Raw genomic sequence first — 20189 nt, forward strand, 5'->3', positions numbered from 1 at the left:
AAGGACGACAAGCATGGATTTCACATATAGCGAAGAACAGCGGATGCTCGCCGACAGCCTGCGCCGCTTTGTCGAATCCGAGTACACCTTCGAGAAGCGCCGTCGCAACGCGCGCGAACACGGCAGCTTCGACCGGGGCATCTGGTCGTCGCTGGCGGAGATGGGCGTGCTCGGGCTGGCCGTGCCGGCTGACCACGGTGGCTTTGGCCACGGCCCGACCAGCCAGGTTGTCGTGCAGCGAGAACTGGGGCGCGCGCTCGTGCAGGAGCCCGTGATCCCGAGCGGGGTCATCGCCACGGCGATCCTCGCGCATCACGCGCCTGCTGCCCTGCAGGCCGAGTGGCTGCCCGCCATCGCGAGTGGCGACAAGATCTTCACGCTGGCCTATCTGGAGCCGGATTCGCGTTATCGCCCCGAAGTCGCCAGGACGACGGCCCGCAAGGCCGGTGCCGACGGCTATGTGCTCAATGGCCGGAAGTCGGTGGTCTGGCATGGCGCGGCGGCTGATACGTACATTGTTTCGGCGATGCTCGACGGCGCGCTGGCGCTGTTCCTGGTGAGCCGCGACGCGAAGGGGCTGACGGTAACCGGTTATCCGACCATGGACCGACTGTCGGGCGCGGACCTGCAACTCACCGACGTGCCCGCCACGCTGGTCACGACGAACGGTCTCGAGGCCCTGGAGCTTGGACTCGATCACGGCGTTGCGGCGCAATGCGCGGCGGCGGCTGGCGCCATCGAACGGCTGATCGAGATCACCGCCGAGTACCTTGGCACTCGCAAGCAGTTCGGCAAGCCGCTGGCTTCTTTCCAGGCCCTTCAGCACCGCGTGGCCGACATGCTGCTGCAGAAGGAACTGGCGCTGTCGATGGCCTACGTGGCCGCGCAGGGCCTCGATGCCACCGACGCGGCCGAGCGCCGCCGCAAGGTGTCCGCCGCCAAGGTCGTCACGGCAAAGGCCGCGCGCTTCGCCGGCCAGCAGGCGGTGCAGTTGCACGGCGGCATGGGTATGACCGATGAACTGGAGGTTGGCGACTATTTCAAGGCGCTGACCATGGTAGACGTCCTGCTGGGCGATACCGACCTCCACCTGGAACGCTACGGCGAAGCCATGGCGGCCTGACAAGACCCGATAACGGATGACTGTTCATGACCATCAATAGCAAGGCATATATCGTCGGGGCGTACGAGCACCCGACCCGCAAGGCACCGGACAAGACCGTTGCCCAGCTTCACGCGGAAAGCGCCAAGGGCGCGCTAGAGGACGCGGGTCTGTCGCTGGCCGACGTCGACGGCTACTTCTGCGCCGGTGACGCCCCGGGCCTCGGCATGGTGAACATGGTCGATTATCTCGGCCTGAACGTGCGCCATGTGGATTCGACCGAAATGGGCGGGTCCTCCTACATCGCTCACGTCTCGCACGCCGCGCAGGCCATCGCCGCCGGCAAGTGCAACGTGGCGCTGATCACGCTGGCCGGCCGTCCGCGTTCGGAAGGTTCGAGCGGCACGCAGGCACGCAACTGGGGCGCGAACCTGCCAGACCAGCCGTTCGAGGCACCGTTCAACCCGGTGACGGTCAACCTGTACGCGATGGTTGCCCAGCGGCACATGTACGAATTCGGCACCACGCCCGAGCAGCTCGCGTGGGTCAAGGTGGCCGCGTCGCATCACGCCCAGTACAACCCAAACGCCATGTTGCGCGAAGTTGTCACCGTCGAGGACGTGGTGAACTCCCCGATGATCTCGGACCCGCTGCACCGGCTGGACTGCTGCGTGGTGTCCGATGGTGGCGGCGCCCTCATCGTGGCCCGCCCGGAAATCGCAGCCAAGCTCAATCGCCCGAAGATCAAGATCCTGGGCGCTGGCGAGCACGTGAAGGGTTTGCTGGGCGGCCAGGTGGACCTGTCGTGGTCCGCCGCGCGTTTCTCCGGCGCTGCAGCCTTCGAGGAAGCCCGTGTCACCCCGGCAGACATCAAGTACGCGTCGATCTACGACAGCTTCACGATCACCGTGCTGATGCAGCTGGAAGACCTGGGCTTCTGCAAGAAGGGCGAAGGCGGCAAGTTCGTGATGGACGGCAACCTGATCTCCGGCGTGGGCAAGCTGCCGTTCAATACCGATGGCGGCGGTCTCTGCAACAACCACCCGGCCAACCGTGGCGGCATCACCAAGGTGATCGAAGCCGTGCGCCAGTTGCGCGGCGAAGCCCACCCGGCGGTGCAGGTGAAGAACTGCGACCTGGCGCTGGCCCAGGGTACCGGCGGCTACATGGGCTCACGCCATGGTTCCGCCACGCTGATCCTCGAACGCGAATAACAGGGATGCCACAGATGACGACTCCTTACGTCCCCACTCCGTACAAGGCTCCCGACGAGCAGCCTGACAACACCGCCTTCTGGCAGGCCGCCCGCGAGGGGCGACTGCTGGTGCGCCAATGCAAGTCCTGCGGCAAGCCGCACTGGTATCCGCGCACGTTGTGCCCGTTCTGCATGGGTGATACCGAGTGGAAGACCGCCAGCGGGCAGGGCGAGATCTACTCGTTCAGCATCACGCGTCGCGCCGGCCCCAATCCGTTCTGCATCGCCTATGTGAAGCTCGATGACGGCGTGACGATGATGACGAATATCGTCGACACCGATCTCGATACCGTACACATCGGCCAGCGCGTGAAGGTGCGGTTCGCCGAGACCGACGGCGGCGCGCCGGTCCCTGTCTTCGCACCGGTCTGAACCAGAGGGAAGGATGCCGATCAGCTACCAGCACCTGCGGAACCGGCCGTTCGCGCCGGTCCGTCAGCACTACACCGCGCGCGACACCATGCTGTACGCGCTGAGCCTGGGCCTGGGCAATGATCCGATGAATGCATCGGCATTGCCTTTTGTCTACGAAGGCGCTGCCGGCGGGCTGCGCGCGCTGCCGTCGCAAGCGGTGGTGCTGGGCTATCCCGGCTTCTGGGCACGCGAGCCAGATACCGGTATCGACTGGGTCAAGCTGCTGCACGGCGAACAGCGGCTGCGGCTGCACCGTCCGTTGCCCGCAGAGGCAGAGGTTGTCGGTCATAACCGCATCACGCACCTGACCGACAAGGGCGCCGGCAAGGGAGCCATCATGGTGACCGAGCGGAAGCTGGAAACCGCACAGGGTGAACTGCTGGCGACCGTCCAGCAGGTGTCGTTCCTGCGTGGCGATGGCGGCTACAGTCAGGCGGAAGGCGGGCAACCGAGCGATGATCCACTGCCCGCGCTGCGGCCGACACCTGAAGACAGGGCGCCTGACTTTGTCGATACGCAGCCGACGCGTCCTGAAGCGGCGCTGTTGTATCGCCTGATGGGCGATTTCAATCCGCTGCACGCGGACCCTGCCGTGGCGGCGGCAGCGGGATTCGAGCGGCCGATCCTGCATGGCCTGGCCAGTTACGGCCTCGTTGCGCATGCGCTGCTGAGGCAATGCGCGGGTCATGACCCGGCACGGCTGCGCGCGTTCGATATCCGCTTCGCATCACCGGTGTTTCCGGGCGAAACGCTCGTCACCGAGATCTGGCGCGATCCCGCTCAGCCTAATCAGTTCCAGTTGCGCGCCAAGGTGCTGGAGCGCGACAAGGTCGTGCTCAGCCACGGCTGGGCGGAGATCGCCTGAATACCCAACGAATTCCCATGACGACACCCACCGATTCGACCACCGGTCTGCCGCTGCCGTCCCGGCAGACCGGCGCCCTGAGCCATATCCGCGTGCTGGATCTATCGCGCGTGCTGGCCGGGCCGTGGTGCACGCAGAACCTCGCCGACATGGGCGCGGACGTGATCAAGGTCGAGAAACCCGGCGCGGGTGATGACACCCGGCACTGGGGGCCTCCGTATCTGCAAGACGAAGATGGGCCCACGAGCCAGGCGAGCTACTTTGCCGCGTGCAATCGCAACAAGCGCTCGGTGACGATCGACATCGCCAAGCCGGAAGGGCAGAAGCTGATCCGTGAACTGGCGATGCAGAGCGACGTGGTCATCGAGAACTACAAGACCGGTGGCCTCAAGCGCTACGGGCTCGACTATGACTCGCTCAGCGCGCTGAATCCGCGCCTGATCTACTGCTCGGTCACGGGCTTCGGTCAGACCGGTCCCTACGCGGCACGTCCCGGCTATGACCTGCTGATCCAGGCCATGAGCGGCCTGATGAGCATCACTGGCCAGGCCGACGGAGAGCCCGGCGCGGGCCCGGTGCGCGTGGGCGTCGCCGTGATCGACGTGTTCACGGGCATGTACGCCACCACGGCCATTCTTGGCGCGCTGGAGGCACGGCACTTCACCGGCCGAGGCCAGCATATCGATGTCGCGCTGCTCGACGTTGCCATGGCGGTCCTGGCGAATCAGGGCGCGGGATACCTGAACGCGGGTGTTGTGCCGACCCGCCAGGGCAACACGCACCCGAGCGTCGTGCCGTATCAGGATTTCCCGACACAGGACGGCGACATGCTGCTTGCCATCGGCAACGACGGCCAGTTCGTGCGTTTTTGCGAAGCCGCCGATGTCGACTGGGCGCGCGATGAGCGGTTCGCCACCAACAGCGCCCGGGTCACGCATCGCCGGACGCTGATTCCGATGATGAGCGAGGTCACGCGGACCCGGCCGACCAGCGAATGGATTCGTCTGCTGGAGGCTGCGTCAGTGCCTTGCGGTCCGATCAACGATATCGCCCAGGCATTTGCCGACGAGCATGTCCAGCATCGCGGGCTGCGCGTCGAGCAGGAGCGCTACGGGGAGGCAGGATGTCCCCCGTCGGATAGCGTGAACCGGATCTGCAGCACGGCCAGCCCGCTGAGGCTGTCGGAGACGCCCACGACGGTGCGTTACGCGCCACCGGGGCTCGGCCAGCATACGGACGAGGTGCTGCGCGACAATCTCAAGCTTGGTTCCGACGAAGTCGCGAACTTGCGCGCCAAGGGTATTCTGTAAAACAAGCCTTAAAAAAAGACCGACAGTGCAAGGCACTGCCGGTCTTTTTTTGTGTGTGGTGCTAGATCGCCCCTTGCTGGCGTAGCGCTTCCAGTTGCGCCTCGGTGTATCCAAGCTTGCCCAGAATGGCGGCAGTGTGTTCTCCGAGATCCGGCACATCACCCATGCGCGCTGGCGCGTTTGCCAGCGTGGCGGGCGGCAACAGGGCCTGGATCGATCCGGCGGGCGTCGCAACCTCACGCCAGCGTTGGCGCGCTGCCAGTTGCGGATGGTTCCAGACGTCGTGCATGTCGTTCAGCGGTGCGTTCGCAATGCCGCCCTGATCGAGACGTTCGATCAGTTCGTCGCGCGTCATCCGGTTCAGGTGCTTGCCGATTTCCACGTCCAGCGCCTCGCGATGATTCACGCGTTCCAGGTTCGTCGTGAAGCGCGGGTCGTTCGCCAGGGCCGCATCGTCCAGAACGTTCAGACAGAAGCGCTGCCACTCCCGATCGTTCTGCAGTCCAAAGATCACGCTGCCGCCGTCGCCGGTGCGATAGTGGCCGTACGGCGCGATCGAGGGATGTGCCAGGCCATGCCGGGCGGGCGGTGTGCCGCCATAGTGCGCGAAGTTCAGCGGATACGACATCCACTCGCCGAGCGCTTCCAGCATGGTGACTTCCACGCGCTCGCCCACGCCGGTGCGGGCACGCAGCAGCAGCGCCGAGAGGATGCCCGAGTAGGCGTACATGCCGGCCGCGATGTCGGCGATCGAGATCCCGGCGCGCGACGGCGCGTCCTCACCGCCGGTGACCGATATCAGGCCAGCCGCCGCCTGGATCAGCAGGTCGTAGGCCTTCTTGTCGCGATAGGGGCCGTGGTCGCCATAGCCCGATATGTCGCACACGATCAGCTTTGGAAAGCGGGTGTGCAGCGCGTCGAAGCCTAGTCCGAGCCGATCGGCGGCGCCGGGCGCGAGGTTCTGGATCAACACGTCAGCCTCGCCAAGCAATTGCTGAAGGATGTCTGCCGCGTCGGGATGCTTCAGATCGAGCGACAGGCTTTCCTTGCCCCGGTTGGCCCAAACGAAGAACGACGACATGCCGTGCACGGTCTTATCGTAGCCGCGCGCGAAATCACCGACACCAGGGCGTTCAATCTTGATGACGCGCGCGCCAAGATCGGCAAGTTGACGGCTGGCGAACGGGGCGGCGACGGCATGTTCCAGCGCGACGACGGTGACGCCTTCCAGGGGAAGAACTGCAGGGGGCACGGCGGGCTCCATTAGGCGTGGGATGGCCGAGTATGGAGTGACGTGTGTGACGAAGCCAGTCGATATTTCCTTACACGGCTTCAAACTCATCTAACGCAGGGTGGTGGCAGGGAGTGACTCGCTGGATTCCGTCAGAAAGCGAATGAACGCACGCGTGTAGTCCGGCAAGCTCTGAAGGCTGCGCGCGACCACGCGCTGCTCGCGCATGGCCCAGGGTTCGTCCAGCACCACGCCCTCGACGAGCCCTTGCGCGATGGCCGGCTCCGCCACGGAACGCGGTACCAGTGCGATGCCGGCGCCCTCCTGCACGCAGCGGATCACGGCCGGAAAATTCGGCGCATGGACGCGCACATGCGGGACGATGCCGGCGCGCGTTGCCATATCCTGCAGATAGAGGAAATTGCTGCTCTTGCTGCCGATCGATACGAGTTCGTGGCGCAACGCCTGGACCAGCGAGACGCTATCGCGCATGCCCAGCGGATGACGTGGCGGCACCACGAACAGTAGTTCGTCTGCGCCATAGAGGATGGAGTCGAGGCCATGCAGGTCGATGGCGCCTGCCACCAGCCCGATATCGGCGCGTTGCTCCAGCACCGCGCGAACGCTGTCCGCGCTCAGGTGTTCCTCGAGGTCGACATTGACATTGGGATAGGCCGCCAGAAAGCGGCTGAGGGCCACGGGCAGGTTGCACATCGTGCTGCTGTTCGCGTGAACGCGAATGTGGCCTTCGATGCCATCGGTGTGGCGCCGCATGCCGATCTGCAACTGCTCCACATTGTCCAGAATCGTCCTGGCGTGCTGCAGCATGGTCTCGCCGGCCGCCGTCAGGACCATGCCTTTCTGCGTGCGATTGAACAGCGGCACGCCGACGGTCTGCTCCAGATTCTTCAGCCGATAGCTGGCGGAGGGCGCGGTCAGATGCATGTCGGAAGCACCCATCGTCAGGCTTCCCGCCTCGGCAATGGCCACGAAGACCCGAAGGTCGGTCAACTCAAATCGCAAGGTCGTCTCCTGTTGCCACGGCGCCGATCGGTGCCGTGGGGCCAGGGGGCGCTTCAGGCATCGCGGTTCGAATTCTTCTAAGGGGGCTCAGTACTTTTCGACTGGCCCGAGCCGCGTTGTCGATTCTATAGTGATCGCTCGCGCCATGGCATGGCGACATTGCAACGACGTTACCGGTCACCACAGAACCGGACGGAGACAACCTCATGATTCCATCGCTTTACCGGCTTGGCGCAGCGCTGATCTGCGCCGGGGCGCTCCTGGCCACCGCAACGCCGGCAGCGGCTGACGCTGGCTATCCCGCGAAGCCAATCCGCCTGGTGGTGCCCTACGCGGCGGGTGGCCCCACCGATACGTTCGCGCGGGCGCTGGCAGCGGGCTGGAGCCGGCAATTGAAAGCCCAGATCGTGATCGAGAACCGGACCGGTGCGGGCACGCTGGTCGGTACCGAGTACGTGTCGAAGGCGACCCCGGATGGTTATACGCTGCTGCTGACCACGGTGGCGCACGCGGTCAATCCCAGCATCCATGACGCACTGCCGTATCGCACTATCGAGGACTTCGCCCCGGTGGGGCTGGCCGCGCGCGCGCCACTGGTGCTGGTGGTCAACAAGAAGCTGCCGGTGGGGAACCTGAAGGAGTTCATCGCTTATCTGAAGGCGCATCCTGGCAAGGTCAACTACAGCTCTGCCGGGGTGGGCAGCGCGCCGCATCTCGGTGCGGAATTGCTCAACTACATGAGCGACACGAAAACCGTTCACGTGCCGTATCGCGGCAGCGCGCCGGCCATGGCTGACCTGATCGGCGGCCACGTGGCCTTTATGTTCGATAGCGCGCCGACCGGGCTGGCCCAGGTCCGTGCCGGTACCGTGAAGCTGCTCGCCACCACGATGGCTGCGCGCTTGCCGCAGACGCCCGACGCGCCGGCGGTGGCTGAAGTTGTGCCCGGATACGAGGCCTATACATGGAATGCCGTGTTTGCGCCGGCCAACACGCCGCCGGAGGTTATCCGCAAGCTGACGGACACGCTGGGCGCAACGCTCAAGGAGCCCGCGCTGCAGGCCAAGGCCGTCGATCTCGGGCTGCAGCTGGAAACGAATCCAACACCGCAGGCGCTCGCGCAGTTCGTGCGCGCGGAGATCGCCAAGTGGAAGCCCGTGGCAGTCGCCGCCAACATGAAGGCCGACTGACGTCGCGCCGCAGGAAAAGGAAGACCGAACGATGATCAGACACGAACTCTGCGCCCAGCGCTATTTCGAGGATTTCGAAGTCGGGGAGCGGATGAACCTGCCCTCCCGGACCATGACCGATGCGCTGTTCGCCGCGTTTCAGCTGGCCAGTGGCGACAACCATCCGGTGCACTATGACGTGGAGTACTGCCGCGCGCATGGCATGCCCCATATGCTGGCGCATGGCTTCCAGGTGCTGATCCAGACCGCAGCGGGCGCCGGGTTGTTTCCGCATATGGTCGAGGAATCGCTGAAGGGGTTTATCGAGCAGAGCAGCCGCTTTCTGGCGCCGGTCTATGTCGGGGACACGCTGTATTGCAGCCTGACGGTCAGCGAGCTGATTCCGGGCCGCACCACCGGCGTGCTGGTGATGCAATCCGAGATCCGTAACCAGAACGACGTGCGCGTCATGGAAGGCACGCAGAAGTACCTGTTGCGCAAGCGGGTGCCGGATGCGCGCTAGCACCCGATCCACCCGATCCACCCGATCCACCCGATCCACCCGATCCACCCGATTCATTCGGCCCATCGCCCTGCTCGCGCTCGCCTTGTGCGCGAGCGCCGTGTCGGCGGAAGACAAGTTCCCGTCTGGCCCGGTCACGCTGATCGTCCCTTACGCGCCGGGTGGCACGACGGACGTCGTCGCGCGTCAGTACGCCGTGGCGTTGCAGACGGCGCTAGGGCAATCGGTGGTAGTGGAGAATCGGCCCGGCGTGTCGGGAACGCTGGGCGCCCAGGCATTGCTGCGGGCGAAACCCGATGGATACACGCTGGCCATGATTCCGGCCACGGTATTCCGTCAGCCGTTTATCCAGAAGACGGCTTACGATCCGGCGAGCGACTTCACATACCTCGCACGGATTTCGGGCTACACGTTCGGCATCGTGGTGCGTGCGGACTCGCCATGGCAATCCTGGGGTGATTTCCTGAAGTCGGCGCGTGCGGAGCCCGGCAAGTATTCATATGGCTCGCCGGGGCAGTTCAGTACGCCGCATGTCACGATGCTCGAGATCGGCGCGAAGACGGGCATCTCGCTGAATGCGATTCCGTACAAGAGCGATGCCGAGTGCATACCCGCGCTGCTTGGCGGTCACGTGTCGATGTGCGCGGCGGGCAGTTCTGCCGGGACGCTGGTCGATAGCGGCAAGCTGAGATGGCTGAACCTCTGGACCGAGCGTCGTTCCACGCGCTGGCCCGATGTGCCAACGCTGCGCGAACTCGGGCTGGATATCGTATCGGCATCCCCCTACGGCATTGCGGGGCCGAAGGGCATGAAGGAGCCGGTTGTGCGGATACTGGAAGACGCGCTGCACAAGGCGGCGGTCGATCCGGTTCACCTCGCGGCGCTGAAGCGGCAGGACCAGGCGCTCATGTACATGGATGGCGCCGCCTACAAGCGTTTCGTGGCGGAGCAGATCTCGGTTGAGCGGGCGATGGTCCAGCGTCTGGGACTGAAGGCGGACTAGCCCTCGGCGGCGTTCAGCTGTCCTGCTGCGCGGGCTTGAACGCCTCGCCTACGACACGGGCGTTGTCGAGGTACAGATCCCAGCCACCGGCCCAGTAGCTGCCCCACCACGACGACTTGTCCTGGTTGCTGGAAGGGGTCTTGTTGAAGGCTGCGCCGTAGGGCAGAAAGACGGTTTCGACTTGCGTGGACATGGTCTGGGCGCCAGATGGCGTGGTCAGGTTGGTCGGTCCCTTGGTTATCCTTGGTGGATTCCCTGATAGGGTTTTCCCGAAGTGTAGCAAGACCACTACTATTCGCGCCATGGGACCGATGGGCATACCGCCCATCAAGGCCGCATGATGAGACGCTTAGGGCATATTGAGGGCTGGCTGCCGCCAGCCCTAGCCCTGGCATTTCATCCCGGCGCCTTATCCCCAGTGCCGCACACGGCCGGTATCGACGTGCACGAAATCCTCTTGCTGGTAGAACCCGACGCCGCCAATCTTCAGCGAGGTGGCCGCATCGCGCAGATCAGCCAGCGCTACGCCGGGCAGCCGGATATCGATAGCCATGCCGTCCATATGCAGGCTGTGCTTGGCCACGCCGCCGCCCCGCGTGTTGCGCAGACGGGTGTTGGTGGCCGGGCTGCGATAGCCGGAAATGACCTGGAACGGGGTGTCTGTCTCAAGCTCCCGTCGCAACGAGAAAAGCAGGCCGAAAAGCTGGGGGTCGATTGTGCCGACCGAACCCGAATAGTGATCCCGCAGGAAGCGGTTCAGCGCCAGCTGTGCCTGTGGCAGCACTTCGCTACCCATCGCATACACCAGCGAGATGTTCTCGCCCGTGTGCGTGTGATGGAACGATAGCGAGCGGGCATTCGGCGGGTTGCCGGGGCCGCTGTCAGGTGTGTTCTCAGGCGTGTTGTCCGGCGTATTGGCCCGTGCCGCGCCGGTCGAAAGTGCTGCAATGCCGGTGCCGAGGATCAGGCCGCTGGCGCGGTGCAGAAAGCGGCGGCGCGGGGGAGTCTTCGATTGCGTCATGGTGTGGTCTGCGCGAGCTTGCCGGCGCGTGCGGTGGCCGGCGGGTTGCGCTGCCGCAGCGCCTGCTCCAGCAGCTTGTCCTGTCCGTAGATATCAGGCAGAAAATATACACGTCCATCGGCTCTGGCAATGGCGGTGCCGTACGCCAATACAACAGGCAAAGGTTGCTTCAACGCAATTGTGTTGGATTTCCCCTTGCTCATCGCCTGCCGGATGCGCTCCTCGGTCCACTCGGGCATGTCTTGCAGCACGAACTGCGCCAACTGCACCGGCTCCTCCACGCGGATGCAGCCGTGGCTGAAATCGCGGCGGCCGCGCTGGAACAATTGCGGGGTCGGCGTGTGGTGCAAATAGATGTTCTGATTGTTCGGGAACACGAACTTGATGTCCCCCAGCGCGTTCAGCGGGCCGGGCCGTTGCCGGATGCGCATCTGGCCGTTCAGCACCGCATCGAGATTGGCCGACGACAGCGTGGTAATCGCCTGGCCACCCGAGACGAACTCGAAGCCCTGTCGCGTGAAATACCCGGGGTCGCGCCGCGATTTCGGCACCACCTCGCTGCGCGCGATGGATGGCGGTACGTTCCAGTACGGGCTGAACTCGATATAGCGCATGTCCTCGCGGAACATCGGCGTGCGGGTGTTGAGCGCCTTGCCGACGATGACCTTCATCTCCAGCTTGATGTCCAGCTTTCCGTCGACGTAGTCGTAGGCGCGCAGCATGAACTCGGGAATGTTGACGACGATGACGCGGGGGCCTGCCGTCAACGGTGTCCAGCGCAGGCGTTCCATCGTCAGCGCGATCTGCTTCACGCGTTCGGACGGTGTTGTGTTGAGTTGCGCCAGCGTGCCTTGTCCGATGACGCCGTCGGCATCTAGACCATGCCGCTTCTGGAATGACTCGACCGCGGTTACCAGCGCGCCTTCGTACTTTTTCGGAACCGGCGTGCCTTGGGGCAGATCGCCCAATGCCTCCAGACGCTGCGCCATTTGCGCCAGGCCGTCATAGGGCTGCCCGATGGTCAGCTTGTTGCCCGGCGGCGTCGGCAGCGGGGTGTTCCAGAGCGGCTGGGCGGCCAGGGCCCGATAGCGGCTCAGCGCGTCGCGCAACGTCGGATACAGCGGGAACGATGGCGCCGCCTCGTGAATCGCCGCGGGCAGCCGGTTCGCGGCGACGGCGGCGTGCAGATAGCTGTCGGGGTCGAACGGTGTTTCGTCCGCTACCGAGAAGTTCACGTGAATCTGGCGCGGGTCGATACGCCCCTTGTGCAGGTCCGACAGGTACTGGCGCATCGCCACGGTTAGCGCGTTGTCCAGCCGATCCAACGATTCCGGCGCCAGGGCCGTGCCGGAATCGGCCTGCGCGATGGCCCGCTTGAAGCCATCCGCGTCGTAATCCCGGGGTTCCAGCCCATCCGCGCCCGCATCCGCCAGCGCGGCCACGGCCTGTTGCGCGGCTTGCGTCGGGCGCCCGTTGGCAAACCACAGTGGCTGCGCCCAGGCGGACGTCGCGGCGCCGATGAACCAGGCGCATAGCGCGGCTCGCATCCATGTCCGTTTCCGGCGTGGGTGGGGGGTCGAGGGACGGGTCGAGATAACTGCGGTGGCGGTCATCGGCATTCCGGAAGTTTGAGAGAGAGGCTCACGATGGCATCGTATCCGAAGACGAAGGTCGGCTCGCGGGCGCGCTTGATCTGGCGCGATCTAGCGCAATCTATTCGGCCTGCCTGATGTTCAGCCGGGCTCGAAGCGGTGCATCCGGTAAGCCAGCGGCGCTTGAATCGACAGGTAACCATGCACTGCATTGCCCACCGCGCGTCGAAGCGCCACGGCATCGACGGGTCGCGTCGCGGTCATCAAGGTTTGCGATACCAGACTGTACGTCATCGCGTGAACGGCAAAGGCAGTGGCGCCTAGCGGCGCATCGGCGGGCCAATCCGGTCCGTCGGACAGCGTTTCCATCCAGAGCTGCACGAACTCCGCGTACATGTTCCGGAACGCCTCGATGCCGGACACCTTGCGCTCGACCACAAACAGCGCCGCCCAGTGTTCGGGTTCGGCCAGCGGCGCGGCCGACTGGGCGTCGATCAGGGCATCCACACGTGCGGGCAGGGGCTCGGTGCGGTGGGCGTCGATGCTGGCGCGCATCGTGGCCGCGATTGCCTTGACGCGCAGATGTATGCAGACCGCCGCCAGCGCGTCCTTGCAGGAAAAATACTCGTAGAAGCTGCCAATGCCGACCCCGGCTAATCCGATCACCTGACGGATGGAGATGCGGTCATAAGGCTTTTCGGCCAGAAGCTGGAAGAACGCGTCGCGGATGGCGTCGGCCGTGGCGCGGGCCCGCGATTGCGCTGGCTTGCGGCGCCGGGCGCCGGACGGGTTCGGTGGATTGGGGGTGGTGGGAGCTTTGGGGCGCGCTGCTTTCATGTCTGAGAAACCCGAACACCTTGCGATGGACGGATTCTTATACTGGTTGTCGACAAGACCGGCTTGACTGACGAGCCGGCGCAACGGAGACATGCCCATGGAATGGAGCACGCACGAGGTCACCAACGTGGTGACGGAACTGCAGGATTATAACGTCTACACCACCGATCTTCCCTTGCAGGAGGCGGTGCGCCGCGCGGGGGCGGGTGCCCACGAAACCGAGCTATCCGCCTACGGCGCGCGGCTTGGCAGCGCCGAGACGATCCGCATGGCCGAGGAGGCCAACCACTTCAAGCCCGAGCTGCACACGTTCGATCGCCAGGGCCGCCGTATCGACCGCGTGGAGTTTCACCCGAGCTGGCACGGCATCATGCGCATGGCGCGCGAGCAGAACCTGGTGGCACAGCCGTTCGCCGATCCACGTCCCGGCGCATGGGCTGCCTATGCGGCCGGATTCTCGATGCACGGGCAGATCGAGGCGGGCTCGCAGTGCCCGAACTCGATGACTTTCGCGTGCATCCCGGTATTGCAGCGCGAACCCGAACTGTTCGCGGCGCTCGCGCCGAAGCTCTATTCGCGCACGTACGATGCGCGGGATATCCCGCTGGAACAGAAGGACTCGATCCTGGTCGGCATGGGCATGACGGAGAAGCAAGGTGGCTCCGACGTGCGGGCCAACACCACGCGCGCTGAACCGCTGCGTGGCGAGGGGCGCGGCGGCGAGTACCTGATCACCGGCCACAAGTGGTTCTTCTCGGCGCCGATGTGCGACGCGCACCTCGTGGTGGCCCGCACGGAAAGCGGCCCGGCCTGCTTCTACGTGCCGCGCTACCGGCCCGATGGCACCAAGAACGCGGTGCAGATTCAGCGGCTGAAGGACAAGGTGGGCAATCGTTCCAACTCCAGCAGCGAGGTGGAATTCCGTGGTGCCTGGGGGCGCATGATCGGCGAGGAAGGCCGTGGTATTCCCACCATCATCGAAATGGCCACTTTCACGCGCCTGAACTGCGTGATGGGCAGCACCGGCCTGATTCGCCAGTGCCTGGTCCAGGCGTTGCACCATACCCGCCACCGTAGCGCGTTCGGCAAGACGCTGATCGATCAGCCGCTGATGCGCAACGTGCTGGCCGACATGGCGCTCGAATCCGAAGCCGCCACGCTGATGATGATGCGGCTGACCGAGGCCTTCGCGCTGGCCGATGAAGATCCGCTGCAGCGTGCCTACAAGCGCATCGTCACGCCGGCGGCCAAGTTCTGGCTGGCCAAGCGCAGCGTGGAACTGTCTGGCGAGGCCATGGAGGTCTTTGGCGGCAACGGCTATATGGATGAAGGCCCGATGGGCCGCCTGTATCGCGAAACACCAGTGATTTCGATCTGGGAAGGATCGGGCAATGTGATGGCGCTGGACATGATCCGTGCCATCAGCCGGGAGCGGCAGGCCATGCAGGCGTTGCTGGAAGACCTGGCGCCGTTCTGCCGTCAGGACGCGCGTCTGAGCGATGCGGCCACGGCGCTGGTCGCGGGGCTGCGGACCCAGGGCGAGGCGACGGAATGGCTTGCGCGCCGCCATGCGCAGCTTCTGGTGCTGCTGGTGCAGGCCCGCCTGCTCGGCGAACATGCGCCGGCGGCGGTGGCCGATGCGTTTATCGCCAGCCGGTTCGACGCGCAATGGGGCCGCGTGTTCGGCATGCTGCCGGACGGCGTGGCGCACGCCGCGATCCTGGGTCGCGCCTGGACGCAGTAAGGCGCCGCAAGGCCAGCACAAGGCCGGCCAACAAGAGAACATACAAAAGAGAACGTGGAGACGCCCCAATGAACATCGTTGCCTTGCTGGATAGCAACGTACGCAAGTATCCGGACAAGCCGTTCCTGCGGTATGCCGGACAGTCGATCACCTATGCGGAATTCGATGCGTTGTCGCGCGGCGCCGCCATCGTGCTTGCCGACCACGGCGTTGGCGTGGGTGACCGCGTGGCCGTGCTGTGCTTCAACACGCCGGGTATGGTGGCGGCGATGTTCGGTGCGTGGCGGCTCGGCGCGGTGGCGGTGCCGGTCAACCACAAGCTGCAGACGGCGGAGGTCGACTACATCCTCGAACATGCGGGCGTGAAGGTGTGTGTGTTCGACGGCAGCCTGGCTTCCGTGGTCTCTCGCCTGCAGACGCCAGTGAAGCTGTTGGCCACCAACACCGATGCGGCCGGGTTCGATTCGTTCGACGCGCAATTGCCGGCGGCCGCCACCTACGATGCGCCGCCGCCGCCGGCCGACGACGCCATCGCCCAGATTCTCTACACGTCCGGCACCACGGGCCGGCCCAAGGGCTGCGTGCTGACCCATCGGGCCGTGTGCATGGCAGGGATGACCGCCGCGCTGGCGTTGTCGATGCAGCGCGACGAGCGCACGTTGATGGCGATGCCGCTGTGGCACTCGTCGCCGCTCAACAACTGGATGCTCGGCACGCTGTACGTCGGCGGCACCGTTATCTTGCTGCGCGAGTACCACCCGCTGCATTTCCTGCAGACGGCGCAGGACGAGCGCGCCACGCTGTACTTCGGCGCGCCAGCGTCATACCTGCTGCCGCTGCAGATGAAGATCGACGTTACCGCGTTCGATCTGGGGTCGGTCCGCGCATGGATCTATGGCGGCGGCCCGATCGGCGCGGACACCGCCCGCCAGCTTGCGCAGCTATATCGCAGCGATCGCTTCTATCAGGTCTTTGGCATGACCGAGACCGGGCCGTCCGGCACCGTGCTGTACCCGGAGGAACAGGTTGCCAAGGCGGGCTCGATTGGCCGCGTGGCCACGCCGGGTCTGGACATGCGCGTGGTGCGCACGGACGGTGCCGATGCTGGCCCCGGCGAGATTGGCGAAATCTGGATCAAGGCCGACTCCAATATGCTGGGCTACCTCGATAACGAAGCGGCCACACGTGAAGTCATGCGCGATGGTTGGTATCGCAGCGGAGATCTGGCCCGGCTGGACGCCGACGGCTTCCTGTTCGTGGTGGATCGCACCAAGGACATGATCATTACCGGTGGCGAGAACGTCTACTCGAAGGAAGTCGAGGACGTACTGGGGGCGCACCCCGACGTTCAGGACGTTGCCGTGATCGGCCGGCCACACGACCAGTGGGGCGAGACCGTGGTGGCGGTGCTGGTGCCCAGGCCCGGCACGCAGCCGGACCCGGAGGACATCAAGGCCTTCGCCGCCGAGCGGCTGGCGCGCTACAAGGTGCCGCGCGAGTTCCTGATTCGCGACACGCTGCCACGTACCCCCACGGGCAAGCTGATGAAGCACGTGCTGCGCGCGGACTTCACGTAGCGACTCCGGCCGACGGTTGTGCGCCGGACGATGCTTCCGGCCCGCAATCCGCGCCATCCGTATGCCCGGACTAAGCTGTAGGGATGACTGGCACGGTTCGGGCATGCGGGAGGCGCGATGGCAACGCGGAACGGTTTTATCGGCGCAGTCGGCAACACGCCGTTGATCAGGCTCGGCAAGCTCAGCGCGGAAACGGGCTGCGAGATCCTCGGCAAGGCCGAGTTCCTGAACCCGGGTGGCTCGGTCAAGGACCGCGCCGCCCTGTACATCATTGCCGACGCCGAGCGGCGCGGTACGCTGAAGTCCGGCGGCACCGTGGTCGAAGGCACAGCCGGCAACACCGGCATCGGCCTGGCGCATATCTGTGCCGCGCGTGGTTATCGCTGCGTGATCGTGATTCCGGAGACCCAGTCGAAAGAGAAGATGGACCTGCTGCGCGTGCTCGGCGCCGAAGTACGCACCGTGCCGGCTGTGCCCTACGCCGACCCCAACAACTATCAGAAGGTGGCAGGGCGCCTGGCGCAGGAACTCGACAATGCGATCTGGGCGAACCAGTTCGACAACACGGTCAACCGGCAGGCCCACTACGAGACCACGGGGCCGGAGATCTGGCGGGATACCGACGGCAAGGTCGATGCTTTCGTCTGCGCCACCGGCACAGGCGGGACGCTTGCGGGCGTTGCCCGCTTTCTCAAGGCGCAGAACCCGGCGGTGCGAACGGTGCTCGCCGATCCACACGGCAGTGGTCTGTACAGCTTCGTGAAGACCGGGCAGATCCGGGCCGAAGGCAATTCGATCACCGAGGGGATCGGGTCGAGCCGCATCACGGCGAATCTCGCGGACACACCAATCGACGATGCGGTGCGCATCGATGACCAGCGTTGCGTGACGATGGTCTATCGCCTGCTGCGCGAGGAAGGGCTGTACGTGGGCGGGTCGACGGGCATCAATGTGGCGGCCGCGGTGCAGATTGCGCAGGATCTGGGGCCGGGTCACACCATCGTGACGCTACTGTGCGATCGTGGCAGCTTGTATTCGGCACGGTTGTTCAACGCCGAATGGCTGGCGCAGAAGGGGCTGGTGGCGGGTTAGCCGCGCTTGGTGGTGCCGTGCTGGTGCCGTGCTGGTGCCTTGGCGCTGTAATCGACATTTCGCGTCGCCGTGAAACATCCAGTGAGATGCCGAACCATACTGGGTGGCATCTACAAGATGCGAGCAGGCCATGCCCCCCAACGCTTCCCTTGCCCCCGCCGATCCAATTGCAGCCGTCACGCACGCCGATCCTTATCCTTACTATCGTGACCTCGCGAGCACTCGCCCCTTCCACTTCGATCCCGCACTGAAGCTGTGGGTCGCCGCCAGTGCGGCGGCTGTCGCGGAAGTGCTGGACCATGCCGATGGTCGCGTGCGGCCAGTCGCGCAGCCCGTTCCGCCGTCGCTCGCCGGATCTGCCGCAGGTGACCTGTTCGGACGGCTGATCCGTATGAACGACGGCGTGCCCCATGCCCCGTTGAAGGCAATCGTGGCGCGGCAGATGGCGGCGCTGGATCTGTCCGATGTACGCGGTCGCGCCCGCGCGCTGGCAGCGGCATTGCCCCGCGTGGACCACGACGACGCGCACGAAGCCAATCGCTGGATGTTCACGCTACCGGTGCTTGCCATTGCCGATCTGCTGGGCCTTCCACTCGAGCGCGATGCGGACGGTCACGTCTCGACGCGGGTGGCCGGTTTCGTTGCCACGTTTGCCACGGCCATGTCGCCGCTGGCATCCGCTGCGGATGTTGAGGCTGGCGTTGCTGCCGCGCAATGGCTGACGCGCCTGGCGCAAACCGCCGGCGATCGCGCTACGGCAGGCAGCGGCTTGCTGGTCGCGCTGGCGCAGGCAGGGGGTGACAGCAAGTTGGATCCGGCCACGCTGACGGCAAACGCGATCGGCCTGATGATCCAGTCGTGCGAAGCGACGGCCGGGCTGATCGGCAACACGCTCGTTTATCTCGGCAGATCTGGCTGGCAAGGGGCCGATATCGCAGCGAGCGTAGATCGGGTGGCAAGGATCGATCCACCCGTGCAGAACACGCGCCGTTTCATGGCAGCGGATGCGATGTTGTGCGGTCAGCAGGTCAAGGCGGGCGATGCGGTGCTGGTGTTGCTAGCCGCCGCGGCGCATGATCCTTCCGCCCCCGTGGACGATCGCGCGTGGACCTTTGGCGCGGGCCGGCACGGTTGCCCAGGCGATGCGCTGGCTCGCGTGCTGGCCACGTGCACGATCGAGGCGCTGCTCGCGCGCGACGTGCACCCGGACCGGCTTGCTGCCAGCGTGCGCTATCGGCCATCCGTCAACGCGCGCATTCCCAGCTTTTCATCCAACAACTAAATGGAGCCCCCAACCATGATCGCCATCATCTTTGAAGTCGAGCCCGCGCCAGGGCGTCAGGACGCCTACCTCGAGATTGCCGCGCACCTGAAATCGACGCTGGAAACCATTGATGGATTCATCTCGGTGGAGCGGTTCCAGAGCCTGACCACGCCGGGCAAGCTGCTCTCGCTGTCGTTCTTCCGGGACGAGGCGGCCGTGATCGCCTGGCGCAACACGCTCGACCACCGCAAGGCGCAGGCGGCCGGGCGCGGTGGCGTGTTTGCCAACTATCGGCTGCGCGTGGCGCAGGTGATACGCGATTACGGCATGAATGAACGCGACGAAGCGCCGGCCGACAGCCGCGCGGTGCACGACGCGGCGCAACCCTGATCCCCGGAGCCAATGCGAATGACGTCGTTCGATATCGGGCAGGAGATTGCATTCATCGGCCTGACATTTCTGTTGGCCGGCTTCGTGAAGGGGGTGGTCGGGCTGGGCCTGCCGACAGTGGCGGTGGGCCTGCTGGGGCTGGTCATGCCGCCTGCCCAGGCCGCCGCGCTACTGGTGGCGCCTTCGATGGTGACCAATGTGGTCCAGCTATTCAGCGGCCCGCGTTTTGGCACGTTACTGCAGCGGCTCTGGCCGATGCTCGTGGCGATCTGCGCGGGCACGTGGATCTGCGCGGCGCTGGTGCCGGCCCGGGTTCTCGGACATGCCACCAACGCATTGGGCGTGGCGCTGGTGCTCTACGCGATCGTCGGGCTGGCCGCCGTGAGGCTGCACGTTCCGCCACGCGCGGAAGGCTGGCTGGCGCCACTGGTCGGGTTGGTGACTGGTGCCATCACGGCGGTGACGGGTGTATTCGTGATTCCGGCCGTGCCTTACCTGCAGGGGCTTGGGCTGGACAAGGAAAGCATGGTCCAGGCGCTGGGGCTGTCGTTCACCGTGTCTACCACTGCGCTGGCGGTCAGCCTGGCGCTGGACGGCGCGCTGCTGCACACGCCGGTTCTGGGGGCCTCGGCGCTGGCGCTGGTTCCCGCGCTCGGGGGCATGTTCTTCGGGCAGTGGCTGCGCCACCGGATCAGCGCGGAGCGCTTCCGCCGCCTGTTCTTCTGTGGTCTGTTGTTGCTTGGCGTCGATCTGGCGCTACGCGGAGCATTCTGACCC

At 65.3% G+C, this 20189-nt stretch carries 20 protein-coding genes; 14 read left to right on the forward strand and 6 right to left on the reverse strand.

Annotation, left to right across the window (positions count from 1 at the left end; all coding sequences use genetic code 11):
* The first annotated feature begins 13 nt into the window (after window positions 1-13).
* The 5 genes from K6G35_RS21855 to K6G35_RS21875 are packed head-to-tail and all read left to right on the forward strand — an operon-like array spanning window position 14 to window position 4946.
* Window positions 14-1123: an acyl-CoA dehydrogenase family protein gene (locus K6G35_RS21855; RefSeq protein WP_495677085.1), complete on the forward strand. Its 1110-nt coding sequence runs from the start codon at window positions 14-16 to the stop codon at window positions 1121-1123.
* 26 nt (window positions 1124-1149) lie between these two features.
* Window positions 1150-2316, forward strand: a complete 1167-nt coding sequence (locus tag K6G35_RS21860) for a thiolase family protein (RefSeq protein ID WP_008651473.1) — start codon at window positions 1150-1152, stop codon at window positions 2314-2316.
* Window positions 2317-2330: 14 nt separating this feature from the next.
* Complete coding sequence (locus K6G35_RS21865; protein ID WP_008651474.1) at window positions 2331-2729, forward strand: Zn-ribbon domain-containing OB-fold protein; 399 nt, start codon at window positions 2331-2333, stop codon at window positions 2727-2729.
* 13 nt (window positions 2730-2742) lie between these two features.
* A complete protein-coding gene (locus tag K6G35_RS21870) occupies window positions 2743-3636 on the forward strand; it encodes a MaoC family dehydratase (protein WP_008651475.1) in 894 nt (297 codons plus the stop codon).
* Window positions 3637-3653: 17 nt separating this feature from the next.
* Window positions 3654-4946 (forward strand): CaiB/BaiF CoA transferase family protein, encoded by a 1293-nt coding sequence (locus K6G35_RS21875; protein ID WP_008651482.1) that lies wholly within the window; start codon window positions 3654-3656, stop codon window positions 4944-4946.
* Window positions 4947-5007: 61 nt separating this feature from the next.
* Here K6G35_RS21875 and K6G35_RS21880 read toward each other — a convergent pair whose 3' ends face one another.
* Both K6G35_RS21880 and K6G35_RS21885 read right to left on the reverse strand, forming a co-directional pair.
* Window positions 5008-6210, reverse strand: coding sequence for a CaiB/BaiF CoA transferase family protein (locus K6G35_RS21880; RefSeq protein ID WP_008651483.1), 1203 nt, complete (start codon window positions 6208-6210; stop codon window positions 5008-5010).
* Window positions 6211-6288: 78 nt separating this feature from the next.
* Window positions 6289-7200 carry a LysR family transcriptional regulator gene (locus tag K6G35_RS21885; RefSeq protein ID WP_495677086.1) on the reverse strand — a complete coding sequence of 304 codons (912 nt, stop codon included), beginning with the start codon at window positions 7198-7200 and terminating at the stop codon, window positions 6289-6291.
* A 206-nt stretch (window positions 7201-7406) separates the two neighbouring features.
* Between K6G35_RS21885 and K6G35_RS21890 the strand changes: the two genes are divergently transcribed.
* From K6G35_RS21890 to K6G35_RS21900, 3 genes are read left to right on the forward strand one after another with little or no spacing between them, the layout of a single operon-like run.
* Entirely contained in the window at window positions 7407-8390 is a 984-nt protein-coding gene (locus K6G35_RS21890; RefSeq protein WP_495677087.1) for a tripartite tricarboxylate transporter substrate binding protein, read from the forward strand.
* Window positions 8391-8421: 31 nt separating this feature from the next.
* Window positions 8422-8892, forward strand: a complete 471-nt coding sequence (locus K6G35_RS21895) for a MaoC family dehydratase (protein ID WP_008651486.1) — start codon at window positions 8422-8424, stop codon at window positions 8890-8892.
* The gene (locus K6G35_RS21900) at window positions 8882-9895 is read left to right on the forward strand and encodes a tripartite tricarboxylate transporter substrate binding protein (RefSeq protein WP_495677088.1); all 1014 of its coding nucleotides are present in this window, start codon (window positions 8882-8884) and stop codon (window positions 9893-9895) included. Before K6G35_RS21895 ends, K6G35_RS21900 begins: the two co-directional genes overlap by 11 nt.
* A gap of 13 nt (window positions 9896-9908) precedes the next feature.
* On the opposite strand, the gene K6G35_RS21905 is transcribed toward K6G35_RS21900, so the two are convergent.
* From K6G35_RS21905 to K6G35_RS21920, 4 genes are all read right to left on the reverse strand, one after another.
* Window positions 9909-10088, reverse strand: a complete 180-nt coding sequence (locus K6G35_RS21905; RefSeq protein WP_035884470.1) for a hypothetical protein — start codon at window positions 10086-10088, stop codon at window positions 9909-9911.
* A gap of 216 nt (window positions 10089-10304) precedes the next feature.
* Window positions 10305-10916, reverse strand: a complete 612-nt coding sequence (locus K6G35_RS21910) for a YcbK family protein (protein ID WP_495677089.1) — start codon at window positions 10914-10916, stop codon at window positions 10305-10307.
* A complete protein-coding gene (locus K6G35_RS21915) occupies window positions 10913-12463 on the reverse strand; it encodes a L,D-transpeptidase family protein (protein WP_008651490.1) in 1551 nt (516 codons plus the stop codon). Before K6G35_RS21915 ends, K6G35_RS21910 begins: the two co-directional genes overlap by 4 nt.
* A gap of 186 nt (window positions 12464-12649) precedes the next feature.
* The gene (locus K6G35_RS21920; RefSeq protein ID WP_035884472.1) at window positions 12650-13345 is read right to left on the reverse strand and encodes a TetR/AcrR family transcriptional regulator; all 696 of its coding nucleotides are present in this window, start codon (window positions 13343-13345) and stop codon (window positions 12650-12652) included.
* Window positions 13346-13442: 97 nt separating this feature from the next.
* On the opposite strand from K6G35_RS21920, the gene K6G35_RS21925 reads away from it, so the two are divergent.
* The 6 genes from K6G35_RS21925 to K6G35_RS21950 all read left to right on the forward strand — a co-directional run bounded on the left by K6G35_RS21925 (window position 13443) and on the right by K6G35_RS21950 (window position 20186).
* Window positions 13443-15089: an acyl-CoA dehydrogenase family protein gene (locus K6G35_RS21925; RefSeq protein ID WP_495677090.1), complete on the forward strand. Its 1647-nt coding sequence runs from the start codon at window positions 13443-13445 to the stop codon at window positions 15087-15089.
* Window positions 15090-15157: 68 nt separating this feature from the next.
* Window positions 15158-16666 carry a class I adenylate-forming enzyme family protein gene (locus K6G35_RS21930; RefSeq protein WP_495677091.1) on the forward strand — a complete coding sequence of 503 codons (1509 nt, stop codon included), beginning with the start codon at window positions 15158-15160 and terminating at the stop codon, window positions 16664-16666.
* A 117-nt stretch (window positions 16667-16783) separates the two neighbouring features.
* Window positions 16784-17758 carry a cysteine synthase A gene (locus K6G35_RS21935; RefSeq protein ID WP_008651497.1) on the forward strand — a complete coding sequence of 325 codons (975 nt, stop codon included), beginning with the start codon at window positions 16784-16786 and terminating at the stop codon, window positions 17756-17758.
* Between the two features lie 130 nt (window positions 17759-17888).
* On the forward strand, window positions 17889-19040 hold the full coding sequence (locus K6G35_RS21940; RefSeq protein WP_286880344.1) for a cytochrome P450 family protein: 1152 nt from the start codon (window positions 17889-17891) through the stop codon (window positions 19038-19040).
* Window positions 19041-19055: 15 nt separating this feature from the next.
* Window positions 19056-19412: an antibiotic biosynthesis monooxygenase family protein gene (locus tag K6G35_RS21945; RefSeq protein ID WP_008651500.1), complete on the forward strand. Its 357-nt coding sequence runs from the start codon at window positions 19056-19058 to the stop codon at window positions 19410-19412.
* Between the two features lie 18 nt (window positions 19413-19430).
* Window positions 19431-20186, forward strand: a complete 756-nt coding sequence (locus tag K6G35_RS21950) for a sulfite exporter TauE/SafE family protein (protein WP_495677092.1) — start codon at window positions 19431-19433, stop codon at window positions 20184-20186.
* Window positions 20187-20189: the final 3 nt, after the last annotated feature.

The organism is Cupriavidus sp. HY129 (assembly GCF_059492215.1).